At 59.4% G+C, this 14,784-nt stretch carries 15 protein-coding genes; 9 read left to right on the forward strand and 6 right to left on the reverse strand.

From position 1 onward, the window contains the following. Nucleotides 1-292 precede the first annotated feature (292 nt). From Q672_RS25915 to Q672_RS25945, 7 genes are all read left to right on the forward strand, one after another. Nucleotides 293-2,638 carry a Tex family protein gene (locus Q672_RS25915; protein WP_022985388.1) on the forward strand — a complete coding sequence of 782 codons (2,346 nt, stop codon included), beginning with the start codon at nucleotides 293-295 and terminating at the stop codon, nucleotides 2,636-2,638. Nucleotides 2,639-2,753: 115 nt separating this feature from the next. After that, nucleotides 2,754-4,313 carry a glutamate--cysteine ligase gene (gene gshA / locus Q672_RS25920; RefSeq protein ID WP_022985389.1) on the forward strand — a complete coding sequence of 520 codons (1,560 nt, stop codon included), beginning with the start codon at nucleotides 2,754-2,756 and terminating at the stop codon, nucleotides 4,311-4,313. Nucleotides 4,314-4,643: 330 nt separating this feature from the next. Next, nucleotides 4,644-4,838, forward strand: a complete 195-nt coding sequence (gene rmf, locus Q672_RS25925; protein WP_022985390.1) for a ribosome modulation factor — start codon at nucleotides 4,644-4,646, stop codon at nucleotides 4,836-4,838. 169 nt (nucleotides 4,839-5,007) lie between these two features. Beyond that, nucleotides 5,008-5,511, forward strand: a complete 504-nt coding sequence (locus Q672_RS25930; protein ID WP_022985391.1) for a disulfide bond formation protein B — start codon at nucleotides 5,008-5,010, stop codon at nucleotides 5,509-5,511. A 7-nt stretch (nucleotides 5,512-5,518) separates the two neighbouring features. Next, nucleotides 5,519-5,875 carry a CidA/LrgA family protein gene (locus tag Q672_RS25935; protein ID WP_022985392.1) on the forward strand — a complete coding sequence of 119 codons (357 nt, stop codon included), beginning with the start codon at nucleotides 5,519-5,521 and terminating at the stop codon, nucleotides 5,873-5,875. Further along, nucleotides 5,865-6,596, forward strand: a complete 732-nt coding sequence (locus tag Q672_RS25940) for an LrgB family protein (RefSeq protein WP_022985393.1) — start codon at nucleotides 5,865-5,867, stop codon at nucleotides 6,594-6,596. Before Q672_RS25935 ends, Q672_RS25940 begins: the two co-directional genes overlap by 11 nt. 249 nt (nucleotides 6,597-6,845) lie before the next feature. After that, nucleotides 6,846-7,334, forward strand: coding sequence for an Rsd/AlgQ family anti-sigma factor (locus Q672_RS25945; protein WP_031226461.1), 489 nt, complete (start codon nucleotides 6,846-6,848; stop codon nucleotides 7,332-7,334). 75 nt (nucleotides 7,335-7,409) lie between these two features. Here the strand turns inward: Q672_RS25945 and Q672_RS25950 are convergent, their stop codons facing one another. Continuing rightward, nucleotides 7,410-8,123, reverse strand: a complete 714-nt coding sequence (locus Q672_RS25950) for an FKBP-type peptidyl-prolyl cis-trans isomerase (protein ID WP_022985395.1) — start codon at nucleotides 8,121-8,123, stop codon at nucleotides 7,410-7,412. 16 nt (nucleotides 8,124-8,139) lie between these two features. Then, on the reverse strand, nucleotides 8,140-8,478 hold the full coding sequence (locus Q672_RS25955) for a DUF4124 domain-containing protein (protein WP_022985396.1): 339 nt from the start codon (nucleotides 8,476-8,478) through the stop codon (nucleotides 8,140-8,142). A 199-nt stretch (nucleotides 8,479-8,677) separates the two neighbouring features. Here Q672_RS25955 and Q672_RS25960 point away from each other — a divergent pair, with 199 nt between their 5' ends. Further along, a complete protein-coding gene (locus Q672_RS25960) occupies nucleotides 8,678-9,391 on the forward strand; it encodes a ParA family protein (RefSeq protein ID WP_035482158.1) in 714 nt (237 codons plus the stop codon). A gap of 182 nt (nucleotides 9,392-9,573) precedes the next feature. On the opposite strand, the gene bioA is transcribed toward Q672_RS25960, so the two are convergent. Both bioA and Q672_RS25970 read right to left on the reverse strand, forming a co-directional pair. Beyond that, nucleotides 9,574-10,848, reverse strand: coding sequence for an adenosylmethionine--8-amino-7-oxononanoate transaminase (gene bioA, locus Q672_RS25965; RefSeq protein ID WP_022985398.1), 1,275 nt, complete (start codon nucleotides 10,846-10,848; stop codon nucleotides 9,574-9,576). 56 nt (nucleotides 10,849-10,904) lie between these two features. Continuing rightward, complete coding sequence (locus Q672_RS25970) at nucleotides 10,905-11,369, reverse strand: TIGR02444 family protein (protein WP_035482161.1); 465 nt, start codon at nucleotides 11,367-11,369, stop codon at nucleotides 10,905-10,907. Between the two features lie 74 nt (nucleotides 11,370-11,443). On the opposite strand from Q672_RS25970, the gene Q672_RS25975 reads away from it, so the two are divergent. Next, on the forward strand, nucleotides 11,444-13,357 hold the full coding sequence (locus Q672_RS25975) for an ATP-binding cassette domain-containing protein (protein ID WP_022985400.1): 1,914 nt from the start codon (nucleotides 11,444-11,446) through the stop codon (nucleotides 13,355-13,357). Nucleotides 13,358-13,416: 59 nt separating this feature from the next. Here the strand turns inward: Q672_RS25975 and Q672_RS25980 are convergent, their stop codons facing one another. Next, complete coding sequence (locus tag Q672_RS25980) at nucleotides 13,417-14,121, reverse strand: anti-sigma factor (protein WP_022985401.1); 705 nt, start codon at nucleotides 14,119-14,121, stop codon at nucleotides 13,417-13,419. Then, nucleotides 14,118-14,663: a sigma-70 family RNA polymerase sigma factor gene (locus tag Q672_RS25985; protein ID WP_022985402.1), complete on the reverse strand. Its 546-nt coding sequence runs from the start codon at nucleotides 14,661-14,663 to the stop codon at nucleotides 14,118-14,120. The genes Q672_RS25980 and Q672_RS25985 overlap by 4 nt, the downstream gene beginning before the upstream one ends. Between the last annotated feature and the right edge of the window lie 121 nt (nucleotides 14,664-14,784).

Below are 14,784 nucleotides of genomic sequence, written 5' to 3' on the forward strand. Positions count from 1 at the left end.
TGACGAGCATAAAGGCGCGGCTTGGAGCGCCCATCTGCTGCGCCTTGCCTCTAGGAAAGGGAACCACCCTTACCGTCGAGACAAGACACAACAACTGCACGCTTCAGGACACGCTGAGCATGCAAGGTGCTATTCAGAGGTTCCTAACCCCCGTGAGCCGCTGAATCCAAGCCACAGCCACTTTTACAAGTCAATCTATCAACGACCGGAATCATTCCCTATGATTCCGGTCGTTTTGTTTTAAAAGCGTGCCTGCCCCAGCGTGACCGGCCAGGCCATCAAGGAATAGTCCATGCGTAGTATTGAACAGATCATTGCTGAAGAACTCTCCTGTCAGGAGCGGCAAGTCCACGCTGCCGTCGCCCTGCTCGACGAAGGTGCCACCGTCCCCTTTATTGCCCGTTACCGGAAAGAAGTCACCGGCGGCCTGGACGACACCCAGCTGCGGAATCTGGAAGAACGCCTGCGCTACCTGCGAGAGATGGAAGAGCGACGCGACGCCATCCTCAAGAGCATCGCCGAGCAGGACAAGCTCACCCCGGAACTGGAAAAGGCCATCAAGGCAGCCGACACCAAGACCCGTCTGGAAGACCTTTACCTGCCCTACAAGCCCAAGCGCCGCACCCGCGCCCAGATTGCCCGCGAGGCCGGCCTGGAACCCCTGGCCGACACCCTGCTGGACGATCCCACCCAAGAGCCCGAGGCGCTGGCCGCTGGCTACCTGAATGAAGAGCACAAGATCGCCACCGCCAAGGATGCCCTGGACGGCGCCAAGCAGATCCTCATGGAGCGTTTCGCCGAAAACGCCGAGCTACTGACCCGCCTGCGTACCTTCCTCTGGGACAAGGCACAGATTCAGTCCAAGCTGGCAGATGGCAAAGAGAAGGACGGCGCCAAATTCAGCGACTACTTCGATCACAGCGAAGCCCTGAAGGATATCCCCAGCCACCGGGCCCTGGCCCTGTTCCGTGGCCGCAACGAGAGCATCCTGCATGTCTCCATGGTGCTGCCAGAAGAGCTGGAAACGGCCGTCCCTCATCCCTGTGAAGCCATGGTCACCGCCGTATCCGGCTGGAGCCATCAAGGCCGCGCCGCTGATGACTGGCTCAAGGAAGTGATGCGCTGGACCTGGAAGATCAAGCTCAACACCCACCTGGAAACCGAACTGTTGGGCCGCGTACGCGAGCTGGGTGAAGAAGAAGCCATTCAGGTCTTCGCCCGTAACCTGAAGAGCCTGCTGATGGCCTCCCCCGCCGGCCCCAAATGCACCATGGGTCTCGATCCCGGCCTGCGTACCGGGGTCAAAGTCGTGGTTGTGGACGCCACCGGTAAACTGCTGGAACACACCACCATCTTCCCGCACCAGCCCAAGAACCAGTGGGACCAGTCCCTGTCGGTACTCGCGGCCCTGTGCCTGAAGCACAAGGTGGAACTGATCGCAGTGGGTAACGGCACCGCCAGCCGCGAAACCGACAAACTGGCCGGTGAAGTGGTCAAGGCCAGCAAGGGCAACATCCAGAAGATCATGGTCTCCGAAGCAGGCGCCTCGGTGTACTCTGCTTCAGAAACCGCTGCCCGCGAATTCCCCGATCTGGACGTTTCCTTCCGTGGCGCGGTCTCCATCGCCCGCCGTCTGCAAGACCCACTGGCCGAGTTGGTGAAAATCGACCCGAAAGCCATCGGGGTGGGCCAGTACCAGCACGACGTCAGCCAGGTCAAACTGTCCCGCTCGCTGGACGCCGTGGTGGAAGACTGTGTGAACTCGGTGGGGGTAGACGTGAACACTGCCAGCGCCCCGCTGCTGGCACGCATTGCCGGCCTGAATGCCACCATTGCCGGCAACATCGTCTCCTACCGGGAAAAGAACGGCGCCTTTGGCTCCCGTATCGATCTCAAACAGGTACCGCGCCTGGGCGACAAGACCTTTGAACAAGCCGCCGGCTTCCTGCGCATCATGGACGGCGCAAACCCGCTGGATGGCTCTTCCGTTCACCCGGAAGCCTACCCGGTGGTCGAAAAGATCGCCGAAAAACATGGCCGCCCGCTGAAGGAACTGATCGGCGATGCGCCCTTCCTGAAGAAGGTCAACGCAGTCGATTTTACCGACGACAATTTCGGGCTGCCCACCGTGACCGACATTCTCAGCGAGCTGGAAAAACCTGGCCGCGACCCGCGCCCGGAATTCAAGGCAGCGGTCTTCAAGGAAGGGGTCGAAACCCTCAAGGACCTGAAGCCATCCATGATTCTGGAAGGCACGGTAACCAACGTGACCAACTTCGGCGCCTTTGTCGATATCGGTGTTCATCAGGATGGTCTGGTGCACGTTTCCGCCCTGTCCGACAAGTTCGTGGGGGATCCCCACGATGTGGTGAAGCCCGGCGACATCGTCAAGGTCAAGGTGATGGACGTGGACCTGGATCGCAAACGCATCAGCCTGACCATGCGCATGGACGACCAGCCCGCCGAAAAAGGGGCCACCCCTGCACGCAATGGCGGCGCCCCCCGCAAAGGCAACAATGGCCCCCGTGGCCAGCGCCAGGGCGGTAACCGCGGCCAGGGCAACCCGCAGGGCAACAAGGGCACCGGCTCCTTTGGCCAGCTGCTCGCCAATGCCATGGCCGAAAAGAAGGGAAAATAGTCCCGCCAACCGCTGGTGATTGTCGCCCTGACCATGCATGGTAGGGCCACAATCCCGTAGGCAGGGGCCCAATGCGCCCCGTGCCACCCGGATATCGAGAACGGAACTGCCTGTTATGGCCAAACTTGAACAACGTATCCGAGCCCTGCTGGATTCCGATGCCGCCGCCACCCTGGCCGGCATTCGTCGCGGCATCGAAAAGGAAAGCCTGCGCATTACCACCGATGGCACCCTTGCCCAGACTCCTCACCCACAGGCGCTGGGCTCCGCCCTGACCCACCCCTACATCACCACCGACTACTCGGAAGCCCTGCTGGAGTTCATCACCCCAGCCACCACCGAGCTGCACAAACCGCTGGAGTTCCTGGAACAACTCCACCGCTATGTGTACAGCCACATCGGTGACGAAGTGCTGTGGGTCAATTCCATGCCTTGCATGATCAGCAAGGACAATGATGTGCCGGTGGCGCAATACGGCAGCTCCAATGTGGGTCGCATGAAGACCGTCTACCGTGAAGGGCTTGGCCACCGTTATGGCCGCAAGATGCAAACCATCGCCGGCATCCACTACAACTTTTCCTACCCGGAAGAGTTCTGGAAACTGAACCAGGTACTGGAAGGCGACAGCGCACCATTGCAGGAGTACATCTCGCGACGCTACTTCGATCTGACCCGCAATTTCCAGCGTTACTCTTGGCTACTGGTCTACCTGTTCGGCGCTTCACCGGCACTGTGCAAGTCGTTTCTGGCCGGTCGCGAGCACCAGCTCGACACCTTCGACCACACCCTGTTCAAGCCCCATGCCACCAGCCTGCGGATGAGCGATCTGGGCTACCAGAACAATGCCCAGTCCTCCCTGGCCATCAGCTACAACAACCTCGATGAGTATGTGCAATCACTGACCCATGCCATCAAGACACCGGAGCCCGCCTACGAGAAAATCGGCGTGCTGGATGCCGCAGGCCAGTACCAGCAGCTCAATGCCAACATCCTGCAGATCGAAAACGAGTACTACTCCTCGATTCGCCCCAAGCGCACCATCAACAAGGGCGAGCGCCCCACCACTGCCTTGCAGAAACGCGGCGTTGAATACATTGAAATCCGTGCGCTGGATCTGAACCCGTTCGAGCCGGTGGGCATCAATCAGCAGGAAATCCGTTTTCTTGATCTGTTCGCCACCTACTGCCTGTTGCGCGAATCGCCCCTTCTGGAGAAGTGCGACCTCAACGCCAGCAAGGACAACCTTCGCCAGGTGGTCTACAACGGCCGCGATACCTCTATTGCCCTGAACAACTGGGGCAAATCCATCTCCTTCGAGGAATGGGCCAGCGAAAAACTGGAACAGATGCAGCCTATCGCTGAGCTGTTTGATCGCGCCCACGGCGGCAACAACTACGCCAATGCCCTGGCCCGCCAGCAGGAAAAAGTCCGCACCCCGGATGCCACACCCTCTGCCCAGATCATGGAAAAACTGGAATCCCGTGAGCAAAGCTTCTTCCAGTTCGCCATGAACCAGGCCCTGGCCCACCGCGACCACTTCCTGTCCCGCCAGCGTTGTGACGACACCAACACGCGCCTGGAAACCCTGGCCGCGCAAAGTCTTACCGAACAGAAGGCATGGGAAGCGGTGAACGAGCCGCCTTTCGCCGACTATCTGGCGGATTACTTCCGCTAAATCATCCTGGCCCGTATACCACAGAGGGCACAGTGGTCACCAAGGAAAACCTGTCTCAGGTCGCCTCTGCGGGCTCTGTGCCCCCTGTGGTGAAACGCCTTTCCCCCAAGGGAGCGGCAAGCTGACAAAAGGTACAAACCGTTGCACGACTGCGCACTTTTTCAACAAAAATGCGCACTCTATCCCTATGCAATTTGCACCACAGTGCTAGGGTACTTCTGAATAACGTCTTGCACGCTTCAGGCCGCGCCCCTTGGCTGTTCCAGCCTGAGCACACAAGGCGTTATGCAGAGGCACCCCTGTCTCACAGGAATCAACCGGGAGAATGGCATGACCCCGAATCGGGAGCAGTGCGAGAAAGCCTATAACCAGGGCTGCATGTGGGGCATGGGCGGCGGCGACAGTAATCGTTGCCCCTATAGTGCAGACGAACCACTGGCCGAATGGTGGTTTCAGGGCTGGGAAGCCGGCATTGATGCCTGGCACGACCGCAACCTGAAAAACCAGCAGGCACAACAGGCCTGATCCAGCCCCCCCCTTTTCTTACCCGGCTTCAGGCGGGCAGACACCCGACGCTGACGCCCGGGAGGAACCTTACCCTCTGCCACCGGTCTGACCCCTGTGGTCGCTCCACCCTTGCCGCCACAGGTGCTTTTGCCTACCCTTCCGCCACCCCTGTTCGATAGAGCTTGCCATGTCTGCTGTGATTCCTGCTCCTCGTCTGCTGAATTTCCTTGCCCTTCTGGGCTGTATTGCCGCCATGGCAGGTGCCTTGTACCTGCAACATGTAGACGGCCTCGAACCCTGTCCGCTGTGCATTTTCCAGCGTGTTGGCGTCATGGCCGCCGCCCTGGTGTTGCTGGTTGCCTCGCTGCATGGCCCCAAACGCATCGGGGTACGCCTCTACGGGCTGCTGACTGCCCTCGCGGCCATCGGCGGTGGCGCAGTGGCCATTCGTCATATCTGGCTGCAAAGCCTGCCTGCAGATGAAGTCCCTGCCTGTGGGCCGGGCCTGGAATACATGATGGATGTATTCCCAATGCAGAACGTGATCCAGCAAGTACTGGCCGGGTCCGGGGAATGTGCCGAGATGGACTGGGCCTTCATGGGGCTAAGCCTGCCGGCCTGGTCACTAGTGGTCTTCTCCGGCTTGCTGCTGCTTGCCCTGATCCAGATTTTCCGCCCGCTGCCGCGTTGATCTGCCAATGATCGATGGCCTGCTGATCCTGCTGTTCTTCCAGTTTCTGGGAGAAATCCTGATTCGCCTGACCGGCATCCCCCTGCCCGCCTCCGTCGTGGGCATGGTGCTGTTGCTGGTCGCATTGCTGCTCAATACCCCCTTCACCCAGCGGGTCGCCCCCGCGGCCGGCGCCCTGATCAAGCACATCAGTCTGCTGATCTTCCCTCTGGGGGTTGGTATTGTGCTGCAGTGGCACCGCTACGAAGACTACGCTGTGGCTCTGGCCGTGGCCGTGGTGATTGGCACCATCCTCAGCATGCTGCTGGTGACCCTGATGCTGAAAAAGCTCATGAGCAAGGCCGGAGAGCCCCATGAGCCCTGAACTGGATAACCTGGCGGCACTGGCGCATACCCCACTGTTCGGGATCCTGCTGACGCTGGCCAGCTACCGGTTCGCCTTGTGGGTCTATGGCAAGAGCAACAGCCTGCCAGTGTTTCACCCGTTCCTGGTGGCCTCTATCCCGGTCATTATCGTGCTCCCTCTGGTTGGGGTGGATTATGAGGAATACCGCGATCAAACCCGCCTGATCGCGTTCCTGCTGGGTCCGGCCACCGTGGCCCTGGCCTGGCCTCTGTACCGTCAGCTGCACGCCGTTCGCAGCGTGCTGACCCCCATCGTGGTGGCTACCCTTATAGGTGCCGCCATTTCCGCTGCCATTGCCGTCGGTCTGGCCTGGTGGCTGGGCGCACCGGCAGAAGTGGTGGGCTCGCTGGCGCCAAAATCGATCACCACCCCCATCGCGGTAGAGGTGGTCAAATCCACCGGAGGATATGTCTCACTGGCAGCCGGCGCGGTGGCCATCACCGGGATTGTGGGCGCGCTGACCGCCGGCCCGATCTTCCGGCTGCTAAAAGTAAACGACCAACGCATCAAGGGCTTTGCTCTCGGGCTGGTGGCGCACGCCATCGGCACCGCCCGCGCCTTTGAATACGGCGAAAAAGCCGGCGCCTTTGCCGGCCTTGCCCTGGGCCTGTGCGGCCTGGTCACCGCCATGGCTTTACCCTGGATATGGCCCTGGGTTGCCCAGTGGCTGGGCCAGTAATCTGCCCCCCGTCCTTCTTCACCCCTCTGCGGGCGACACACAGTGTGATGCCGGCGGCACAAAAAGGACCGCCGTTATGACAAATCCGTCTTTATCAGCAAGCCATTGAGCCCGCAACGCTTTTACCGTTCATCCCGACATCGGCCCCGGCGCGCCCCATTCTGGCCCTTGCACCGGAGTTTGCCTCCGTCCTAGTCTCGATAGCCCCACGACAAAATTCGCGCAGCCATTCACTAGGGAGGGAACACAATGGCGAGCTCATCTTCTTCTGACGCAATGGTTCAATGGCATCGTATCGAAGCTCTGGTGAAAGCGTGGCTGGACGAACGCCAACAATTGATCGTGCTGCTTTGTGCGCTGCAGGGCATCCGTGGCCTGTCCCGTTCAGACATGCCTCGCCAACAACAATTGCAGCACTTTTGTGAGTTGCTGATGGACTACATCAGCGCAGGCTATTTCGAGGTATATCGCGAGTTGGTCAACGAGGCCCGCCATTTCCATCGCGAAAACCCGGGGTTGACCCACCAGATTCTTCGCCAGCTGGACAGCTCCACCGACGAAGCCCTGGCTTTTAACGCGGATTTTGAAAACCCGGACACCTGCGCCACGCTGAAAGCAGAACTACCGCAGCGCATCAGCCGCCTGATGGAGACCCTGGAGGAACGTTTTTCCCTGGAAGACCAGTTGATACTGAGCATCCACCAGCAGGAACCGCCTCTCAAGCAGGCGATGCACTAGGCGCGCACAAAAATAATCCCGGCATGAAAAAGGGCGCCCGAAGGCGCCCTTTTTCAGCAAGAAAACCTGCGGCACTTATTCGCCGGCAACGTCTTCACCGCCTTTCACGTCCAGCAGCTGAATCTCGAAGATCAGCACCTGGTTCGGACCGATGTCACCACCGGCTCCTTGCTCACCGTAACCCAGCGCCGGCGGCACAACGATCTTCCACTTGTCGCCTTCCTTCATCATCGGCAGCGCTTCCTGCCAGCCCTTGATGATGTGCTGCAGACCAAAGGTGGCCGGCTGGCCGCGATCAACAGAACTGTCGAACACCGTGCCATCGGGCAGGGTACCGTGGTAATGCACTTCCACGGTGTCTTCCAGGGTAGGGGACGCAGCGCCTTCTTCACCGGAAGCCAGCACTTCATACTGCAGGCCACTGTCGGTGGTCGTCACACCTTCACGGGCACCGTTCTCTTTCAGGAAGGTCTCGCTGGCCTCCAGATTTGCGCCCGCTTTCTCTTCCATCTTCTTCTGCTCGGCGGCAATCATGCGGCCCTGGAAATCACGAATCAGCTGATCCAGATCTTCCTCACCCAAACGGGACTCGCCACCTTCCTTGAAACCATCGCGCAAGCCGGCAACCATGGCATCCAGGTCCAGATTCTCCAGGCTTCGCATCTGTTCCGCACTGCGGAAACCCAGTGCATAGGATGCTTTCTGGTCGTCAGTCTTGATTTCGGCCTTGTCCTGACCACAGGCGACCAGCAGTACAGAGCCTGCCAGTACGATTCCCAATTTCTTCATTCTGCCTCCAATTGGCCTACTGTTGTTGTGTCTGTTCCAATCCCTTGCCACCGCGCATCTCTTCAGCGCTGATGGTCTTCGGATCTTTTACGGTAACCGCTTCGGCATGCACCCCCGGTGGCGGAATCTGGCCATACTGCCAGTTTCCCTCCGGGTCACGCCAGCGGTACAGCTCGGTTTCCCCGGATTGTCCAATCCAGGGCGATAGCCCATTGCCAAACATCCGATCAGGTTGCTGCCAGTTCTCCTGCACGTGCTGCCAGTTAAGCAGCGGCTTGCCACCCCCAAGCGGAATGGTGAACAAGGCTGCCAGCAGCGCAGCGATCAATGCAACAATGATGAGAAAATAACGCATCCCGATTTCCTTCCCATTTATGACAGCGAAATCGCTCAAGGTTCCCTGCAGCAATGCCCCGAGGCACAACAATTTACACCACTTTTCAGTCAGATGCGGTAGTGTGACAAATGTGAGGGGATTCACTGTTTTCCGGGATGCCAGTCGCCCGGAACGCAAGGACGGGTACAATCATACGAAAATCTTGGCACTCAACCGCATGAATAGCGCACATAACAGCCCGGTAACCACGGTCAAACGCACCGTTATACTGGTTGCCAATAGCAAGGGCGGCTGCGGAAAAACCACTATTGCCACTAATTTGGTCAGCTATTACGAAGCACTCGGCCGTCCGGTGACCCTGCTTGATCTCGATCCCCAGCAATCGGCGACTCAATGGCTGAAACTGCGCAAGAGCGCCCATATTCATGGCCTGTCGTGGCCGGTGTCGGAGCCGCTGTCTCTGGGCCGCCTGCAACAAAAGCTGGATCAGGCCGGTGAACTGGTCGTCATCGATTCTCCTGCGGGGCTGGACCCCCATGAACTCGACCACTTGCTGCGGCTGTCGCAGATCGTGTTGGTACCAGTGCTGCCCAGCCCCATCGACATTCGTGCCACTACCCGCTTTCTTCAGACCGTCATGCTGACCCCGACCTATCGCCGTCGGCCACGCCGGCTGGCCGTAGTCGCCAACCGGGCACGTACCCGTACCAAGATGTATGCTGCGCTGCGTCAGTTCCTGACCAGCCTCAAGATTCCGTATCTGGTGACCCTCCGGGACACACAGCTTTATGTGCAAGCCATGAGCCATGGCGAAGGCGTCATGGATGCTGCAGTGTCCCGTAATCTTGATGATCGCCAGCACTGGCGCCTGATTGGCGAATGGCTGGAAGTTCAGCGTCATCTTATTCAGGCCATGCCGGGGTTTCGGTAGTTGAGTTGAAAGTTCAACGTTTAAAAGCGCGAGCAGGCCATCGCGCTATCTGGCGTAGACTAGAGCCGCGCCATGCCCCCTGGCAATTGAGTGCGCGGACGTTGCTGGTTGTTTGTAGCGCTGCGGCACGGCACCCGTGTGGAATGTTTGGTTCACGCTTTTGAACCTTCAACTTTGAACTTTCAACTTCGCTCTGCCAGGTCCCGCATGGCGCCGGTCAATTTGCTCAGGTCTGCCGGTTCGATGACAAACGGGGGCATGATGTAGACCAGTTTGCCGAACGGGCGAATCCATACCCCCTGCTCCACAAACTGTTGCTGCACCTGTTCCATGGCCACTGGCTCTTGCATCTCCATCACACCGATGGCCCCCAGCACCCGTGTGTCTGCCACACTGTCCAGCGCCTTCAGAGGCAGCAGCTCCTGTTTTAGCTGCTGCTCAATGGCGGCCACTTTCTGCTGCCAGTCGGAATCCAGCAGCAACTGGATGCTGGCGTTGGCCACCGCACAGGCCAGTGGGTTGCCCATGAAAGTAGGGCCATGCATCAACACGCCCGCCTCACCATCGCAAATACCCGCGGCCACACGGTCGGTGCACAACGTTGCGGCCAGGGTCAAGTAGCCCCCGGTGATCGCCTTGCCCAGGCAGAGGATATCGGGGCACACATCCGCGTGTTCCATGGCAAACAGCTTGCCGGTACGGCCAAACCCGGTGGCGATTTCATCGAAAATCAGCAGCACGCCGAATTCATCACACAGTGCACGCACGGCCTTCAGATAACCGGGGTGGTAAATGCGCATGCCGCCGGCACCCTGTACCACCGGTTCCAAAATAATGGCTGCAATCTCACCACTGTGTTGTTCCAGCACGGAGCGCACTGCGGCCACATCCTCTTCCTGCAACGGGCCCTCGAACGCGCTCTGTGGGGCGGGGGCGAAGTGGTGTTTTGCCAGCACACCACTGAACAGGGAATGCATGCCATTGACCGGATCACAGGTAGCCATGGCCCCAAAGGTATCGCCGTGATAGCCGTTACGCAGCGCCAGCAACTTGTCCTTGCCGGTTTGCCCCTGGCTCAGCCAGAACTGCAACGCCATCTTGATGGCAACCTCAACCGACACAGAACCACTGTCTGCCAGAAAGACCTTTTGCAAAGGCGCAGGGGTGAGCGCCACCAAGGTCTTGCCGAGCTCGACGGCAGGCTCATGGGTCAGACCACCAAACATGACATGGGCCATGCGATCGATCTGGTCTTTGGCAGCCTGGTTAAGCACCGGGTGGTTGTAGCCATGCACCGCCGCCCACCAGGACGACATGCCATCCACCAGCTCACGACCATCTTCCAGCGTCAGCCGTACCCCGCGAGCACTGGCCACCGGAAAGGTGGGCAGCGGTTTGGAGGTAGAGGTGTAGGGGTGCCAGAGATGATCGCGGTCAAAGTCGAGGTCGATGGTCATGATGCGGTCCGGTGAAACTCAAGGGAAAAGAAGAATGGCAGGGGCCAGTGGAAAGTTCAAAGTTGAACTTTCAATTCAACCAGCACGTTCAACGCATCCTGCAGCCCCTCACATTGCGCCAGTTCCGGCACCAGCACCAACATCCACGCCATCGGGTCTACCTGCCCCCCCGCCGGCAGCAGGTTATCGCACAGGGACGGCAAGGTAGTGAGCAGCCAGCGCTCACCTTCCAGTTCTACCTGCTGCAGCTGGCGTTTGAATTCAGGCAGACGGACATCCTTACCGGCCTTTCGCCGCACCGCGCGCAACGGCCGTAGATAGTCGACTTCGAACTGCTCCGCCACCTCCGCCACGCGCCGCCCTACCATCGCATCCGGCTGCTTGCCGGAGGCCGCCAGCCACAGCCCGCACAATAACAACGACACCGGCACCTGGTAGGTATCCTGCAACGTCAGGCAAGCCTGCTCAAACGCCTTGTCCTGCCACCGTCCCAGCGCGTAGCGCCAAAGATCCTGTTTCACGGTATCGTCCACGGTTCCCCCATCCGATTGGCTGGCTTACACTGCGCCGGTTTCTCATTATTGACGGACCCACCATGCTTTCTCTGGAACAGATCAACCTGCGCCGCGGCCCGGACCTCCTGCTGGAGGAGGCCAGTTTTGTGCTGCACAAAGGCTGGCGCGTGGGGCTGGTGGGCCGCAACGGTACCGGCAAGAGTTCGCTGTTCAAGCTTATCATGGGCGAACTGGAGAGCGACGGCGGCAACCTGAATTGTCCCAATGACTGGCGTCTGGCCATGATGGCCCAGGAAGTGCCGGCCCTGGCACAGCCTGCCGTGGACTATGTGCTGGACGGACACAAGGCCCTGCGCCGCGCAGAGCACAAACTGGCCGACGCAGAAAGCGCCGGTGACAATCACGCCATTGCCGTCGCCCATGGCGAACTGGAAGCCCTGCACGCCTGGCAACAACCCGCCCGCGCGGCCACCTTGTTAGCCGGCCTGGGATTCAGCGAAACCCAGCAGCGCCAGCCTGTCTCCAGCTTTTCCGGTGGCTGGCGCATGCGCCTGAATCTGGCCCAGGTGCTGATGAGCGACGCCGACCTGCTGCTGCTGGATGAGCCCACCAACCACCTGGATCTGGATGCCATCCTGTGGCTGCAAAGCTACCTGATCCAGCAACCCGGGGCGTTGCTGGTGATCTCCCACGACCGTGCCTTTCTGGATGCCACGGTAAACCAGATCCTGCATATCGAACGGCAAAAACTGCATCACTACAGTGGCGGCTACTCCGACTTCGAACGCCAGCGCGCCGAGCAACTGGCGCTGCAACAAAAAATGCACGACAAGCAGCAGGCCCAGGTGGCCCACCTGCAAACCTTCATCCGCCGTTTCAAGGCCAAGGCCAGCAAGGCCAAGCAGGCCCAGAGCCGGGTGAAGGCGCTGGAAAAGCTCGAACTGATCGCCCCGGCCCATGTGGATTCCGGTTTCAGCTTTGACTTCCATATGCCGGAAAAGCTGCCTAACCCCATGGAAAACCTAGAACAGGTGCAATGCGGTTACCGCAACAATGAGGGTGACGTGGCCATCCTCAGCCAGGTCAGCCTGAGCCTGCGTCCCGAGTCCCGGCTGGGACTGCTGGGCCCCAACGGCGCGGGCAAATCCACCCTCATCCGCACGCTCGTCGGCGAGCTGCCGCCCCTGGCCGGGCGCTTTGAAAAAGACCGGGACCTTGCCGTAGGCTACTTTCACCAACAACAGGTCGACCGGCTGGATCACAGCGACACGCCTTACCAGATGCTGTCCCGTTTTTATCCCAAATGGAGCGAATCGCAACTGCGTAGCGAACTGGGCCGCTTCGGATTCCATGGCGATGATGTCTTTGCCCCGGTGGGCCGCTTCTCGGGCGGGGAAAAATCCCGCCTGGCACTGGCCATGATCGTGCAGGAAAAACCCGCCCTGCTGGTTCTGGACGAACCGGCCAACCATCTTGACCTGGACATGCGCGAGGCCCTCACCCTCGCCTTGCAGGCCTTCGAAGGTGCTGTGGTCATGGTGTCCCACGATCGCCACCTTCTGGAAACCACGGTGGACGAATTCTGGCTGGTGGCCAACGGCGAGGTTCGCCGCTTCGATGGCGACCTGGATGACTACGCTCGCTGGCTGCAACAAAACCGCAAGGACGGCAAACCGGCACGGGAAGAAAAAGCCGATGACGGCATGGATGCCAAGGCCCGTCGTCAACTGGCCGCCCAAAAGCGTGAACAACTGCGACCGCTGAAAAAGCAGGTAGAAAAGCTGGAAAAACAACTGGCCGACTGTGAAAGCCAACTGGAAAAGACCGAAGCGTCTCTGGGCGATGAATCACTCTACACCGACGATAGCCGTAAAAACGAAATGAACGGCTTGCTGGGAGATCAAGCGCGCCTCAAGAAACAGCATGACGAGCTGGAGGGAGCCCTGCTGGAAGCCATGGAAGCGCTGGAAGAGGCCGAAAGCTCGCTGGAGTAGCAATGACCGCCGGCCGCACGCCCTCTTCGCTTACTGTTGTTGCTACCGTTGCGGTCACCTCAGAAATCTACCAGCTGAGCGTGATAGAGAACCGGGCCGGTGGGTTGCCCGGTAGGCGACCCTCCCTTGGGCTCAAGACTGATGGCAAGCGATCGGCTCTCCAGCAATTCTCGCGCCTGCTCGTTGCTCAACTGAATACGTAATTCGGCTCCTTCCGTCGGTAACACCGTCAAGGAAACGGGCACGCCTGACCCTGACAGCAGCCACAGTTCAAAATCCTGCCCCGTATTGGTAGCCACCGACGGCAAGGCCTTCATGGTCAAGCTGTGATCCGCCGTGGACGCATTCATCACCCAGAGCGGTAGAGCCTGTTCCGACTGAACCACCGCCACCACCCCCTGTGTGGATTGCGATGGCAAAGGAGTCCATATCAGTACAACCAGCAAAGCCGCCATGGCGAGCCCTGCACTCCAGCGCCAGAACCACAGCCCCTGCCTGTGCCTGTGCCCTGCGCTGGCATTGGATGCTTGCGGCTCCGGGAACAACCGTTGCTCTATCTGATCCCACAGCTGCGCAGGAGGTGCCGTTTTGGGCAAAGTGTTATTGAACGGTTCAAGCCTTCGCTCCCAATACCACACCTGACGACGCAAGCGCGGTGATTCCATCATCCAGTGCTCGAATCGCTTGCGTGCAGCACCCTGCAATGTCCCCACCACATATTCAGAAGCAAGCGCCTGGTTACGCTCAAAATGATCAGGCCTCATGAACCGAGACACCGTCTCAACACTAACAGGCCACGACGGACAAGACTCTTGGTCGTTCCCAAGGGCTGGCCCATGGCCATTGCCAGCTCCTGGTGTGTGAACCCACGGTAGTAAGCCATCTCGATGGTAGAGCGATAGCGCTCATCAAGATCCTTGAGGCAATCACTCAGACGCTGACGCTCAGACTGGGCGTCTGCCATTTGCATAGGCCCCGGCGCGTCGCTCTCCTGGATGGACTCCACCGGCTGGAAATCCACGTGATGCCGCCTGCGCCTCAGGGCGTCGAGACAACGATAACGGCCAATAGACATCATCCAGGTAATCGGAGTACCACGGTCTGCGTGGTATTCACCCGCGTGATGCCATACCTGAATGTAGGTTTCCTGCAACACGTCCTGAGCCTCATCGGTATTGCGCAGCAAGTGCACGCACATGCCATAAATCGCCGCACTGGTTTGCTGATAAAGACTGGCGAACGATTGCCGGTCGCCCTGTGCGGACTTCGCCAGCAAAGTCACTAGCCGTTGATTGTCGCAATCCATAACCGGGGCCTGAGTTGGTGTGAACAGGCCCAGTCATGACAGTAAAGATGTTAGTAGTACGTGAATGTCGACGGATTGGATGCATAAAAAAACAAAATATTTTCTGCATCCGTAACGCCGT

It is taken from the genome of Alcanivorax sp. P2S70, from assembly GCF_000475295.1.
GTDB classification, from domain to species: domain Bacteria; phylum Pseudomonadota; class Gammaproteobacteria; order Pseudomonadales; family Alcanivoracaceae; genus Alcanivorax; species Alcanivorax profundi.

Excerpts from the sequence above, each read along its gene's own strand:
- Q672_RS25915 (WP_022985388.1), top strand. The coding sequence starts at position 293 with ATGCGTAGTATTGAACAGATCATTGCTGAAGAACTCTCCTGTCAGGAG.
- gshA (WP_022985389.1), top strand. The coding sequence starts at position 2,754 with ATGGCCAAACTTGAACAACGTATCCGAGCCCTGCTGGATTCCGATGCC.
- rmf (WP_022985390.1), top strand. The coding sequence starts at position 4,644 with ATGACCCCGAATCGGGAGCAGTGCGAGAAAGCCTATAACCAGGGCTGC.
- Q672_RS25930 (WP_022985391.1), top strand. The coding sequence starts at position 5,008 with ATGTCTGCTGTGATTCCTGCTCCTCGTCTGCTGAATTTCCTTGCCCTT.
- Q672_RS25935 (WP_022985392.1), top strand. The coding sequence starts at position 5,519 with ATGATCGATGGCCTGCTGATCCTGCTGTTCTTCCAGTTTCTGGGAGAA.
- Q672_RS25940 (WP_022985393.1), top strand. The coding sequence starts at position 5,865 with ATGAGCCCTGAACTGGATAACCTGGCGGCACTGGCGCATACCCCACTG.
- Q672_RS25945 (WP_031226461.1), top strand. The coding sequence starts at position 6,846 with ATGGCGAGCTCATCTTCTTCTGACGCAATGGTTCAATGGCATCGTATC.
- Q672_RS25950 (WP_022985395.1), bottom strand. The coding sequence starts at position 8,123 with ATGAAGAAATTGGGAATCGTACTGGCAGGCTCTGTACTGCTGGTCGCC.
- Q672_RS25955 (WP_022985396.1), bottom strand. The coding sequence starts at position 8,478 with ATGCGTTATTTTCTCATCATTGTTGCATTGATCGCTGCGCTGCTGGCA.
- Q672_RS25960 (WP_035482158.1), top strand. The coding sequence starts at position 8,678 with ATGAATAGCGCACATAACAGCCCGGTAACCACGGTCAAACGCACCGTT.
- bioA (WP_022985398.1), bottom strand. The coding sequence starts at position 10,848 with ATGACCATCGACCTCGACTTTGACCGCGATCATCTCTGGCACCCCTAC.
- Q672_RS25975 (WP_022985400.1), top strand. The coding sequence starts at position 11,444 with ATGCTTTCTCTGGAACAGATCAACCTGCGCCGCGGCCCGGACCTCCTG.
- Q672_RS25980 (WP_022985401.1), bottom strand. The coding sequence starts at position 14,121 with ATGAGGCCTGATCATTTTGAGCGTAACCAGGCGCTTGCTTCTGAATAT.
- Q672_RS25985 (WP_022985402.1), bottom strand. The coding sequence starts at position 14,663 with ATGGATTGCGACAATCAACGGCTAGTGACTTTGCTGGCGAAGTCCGCA.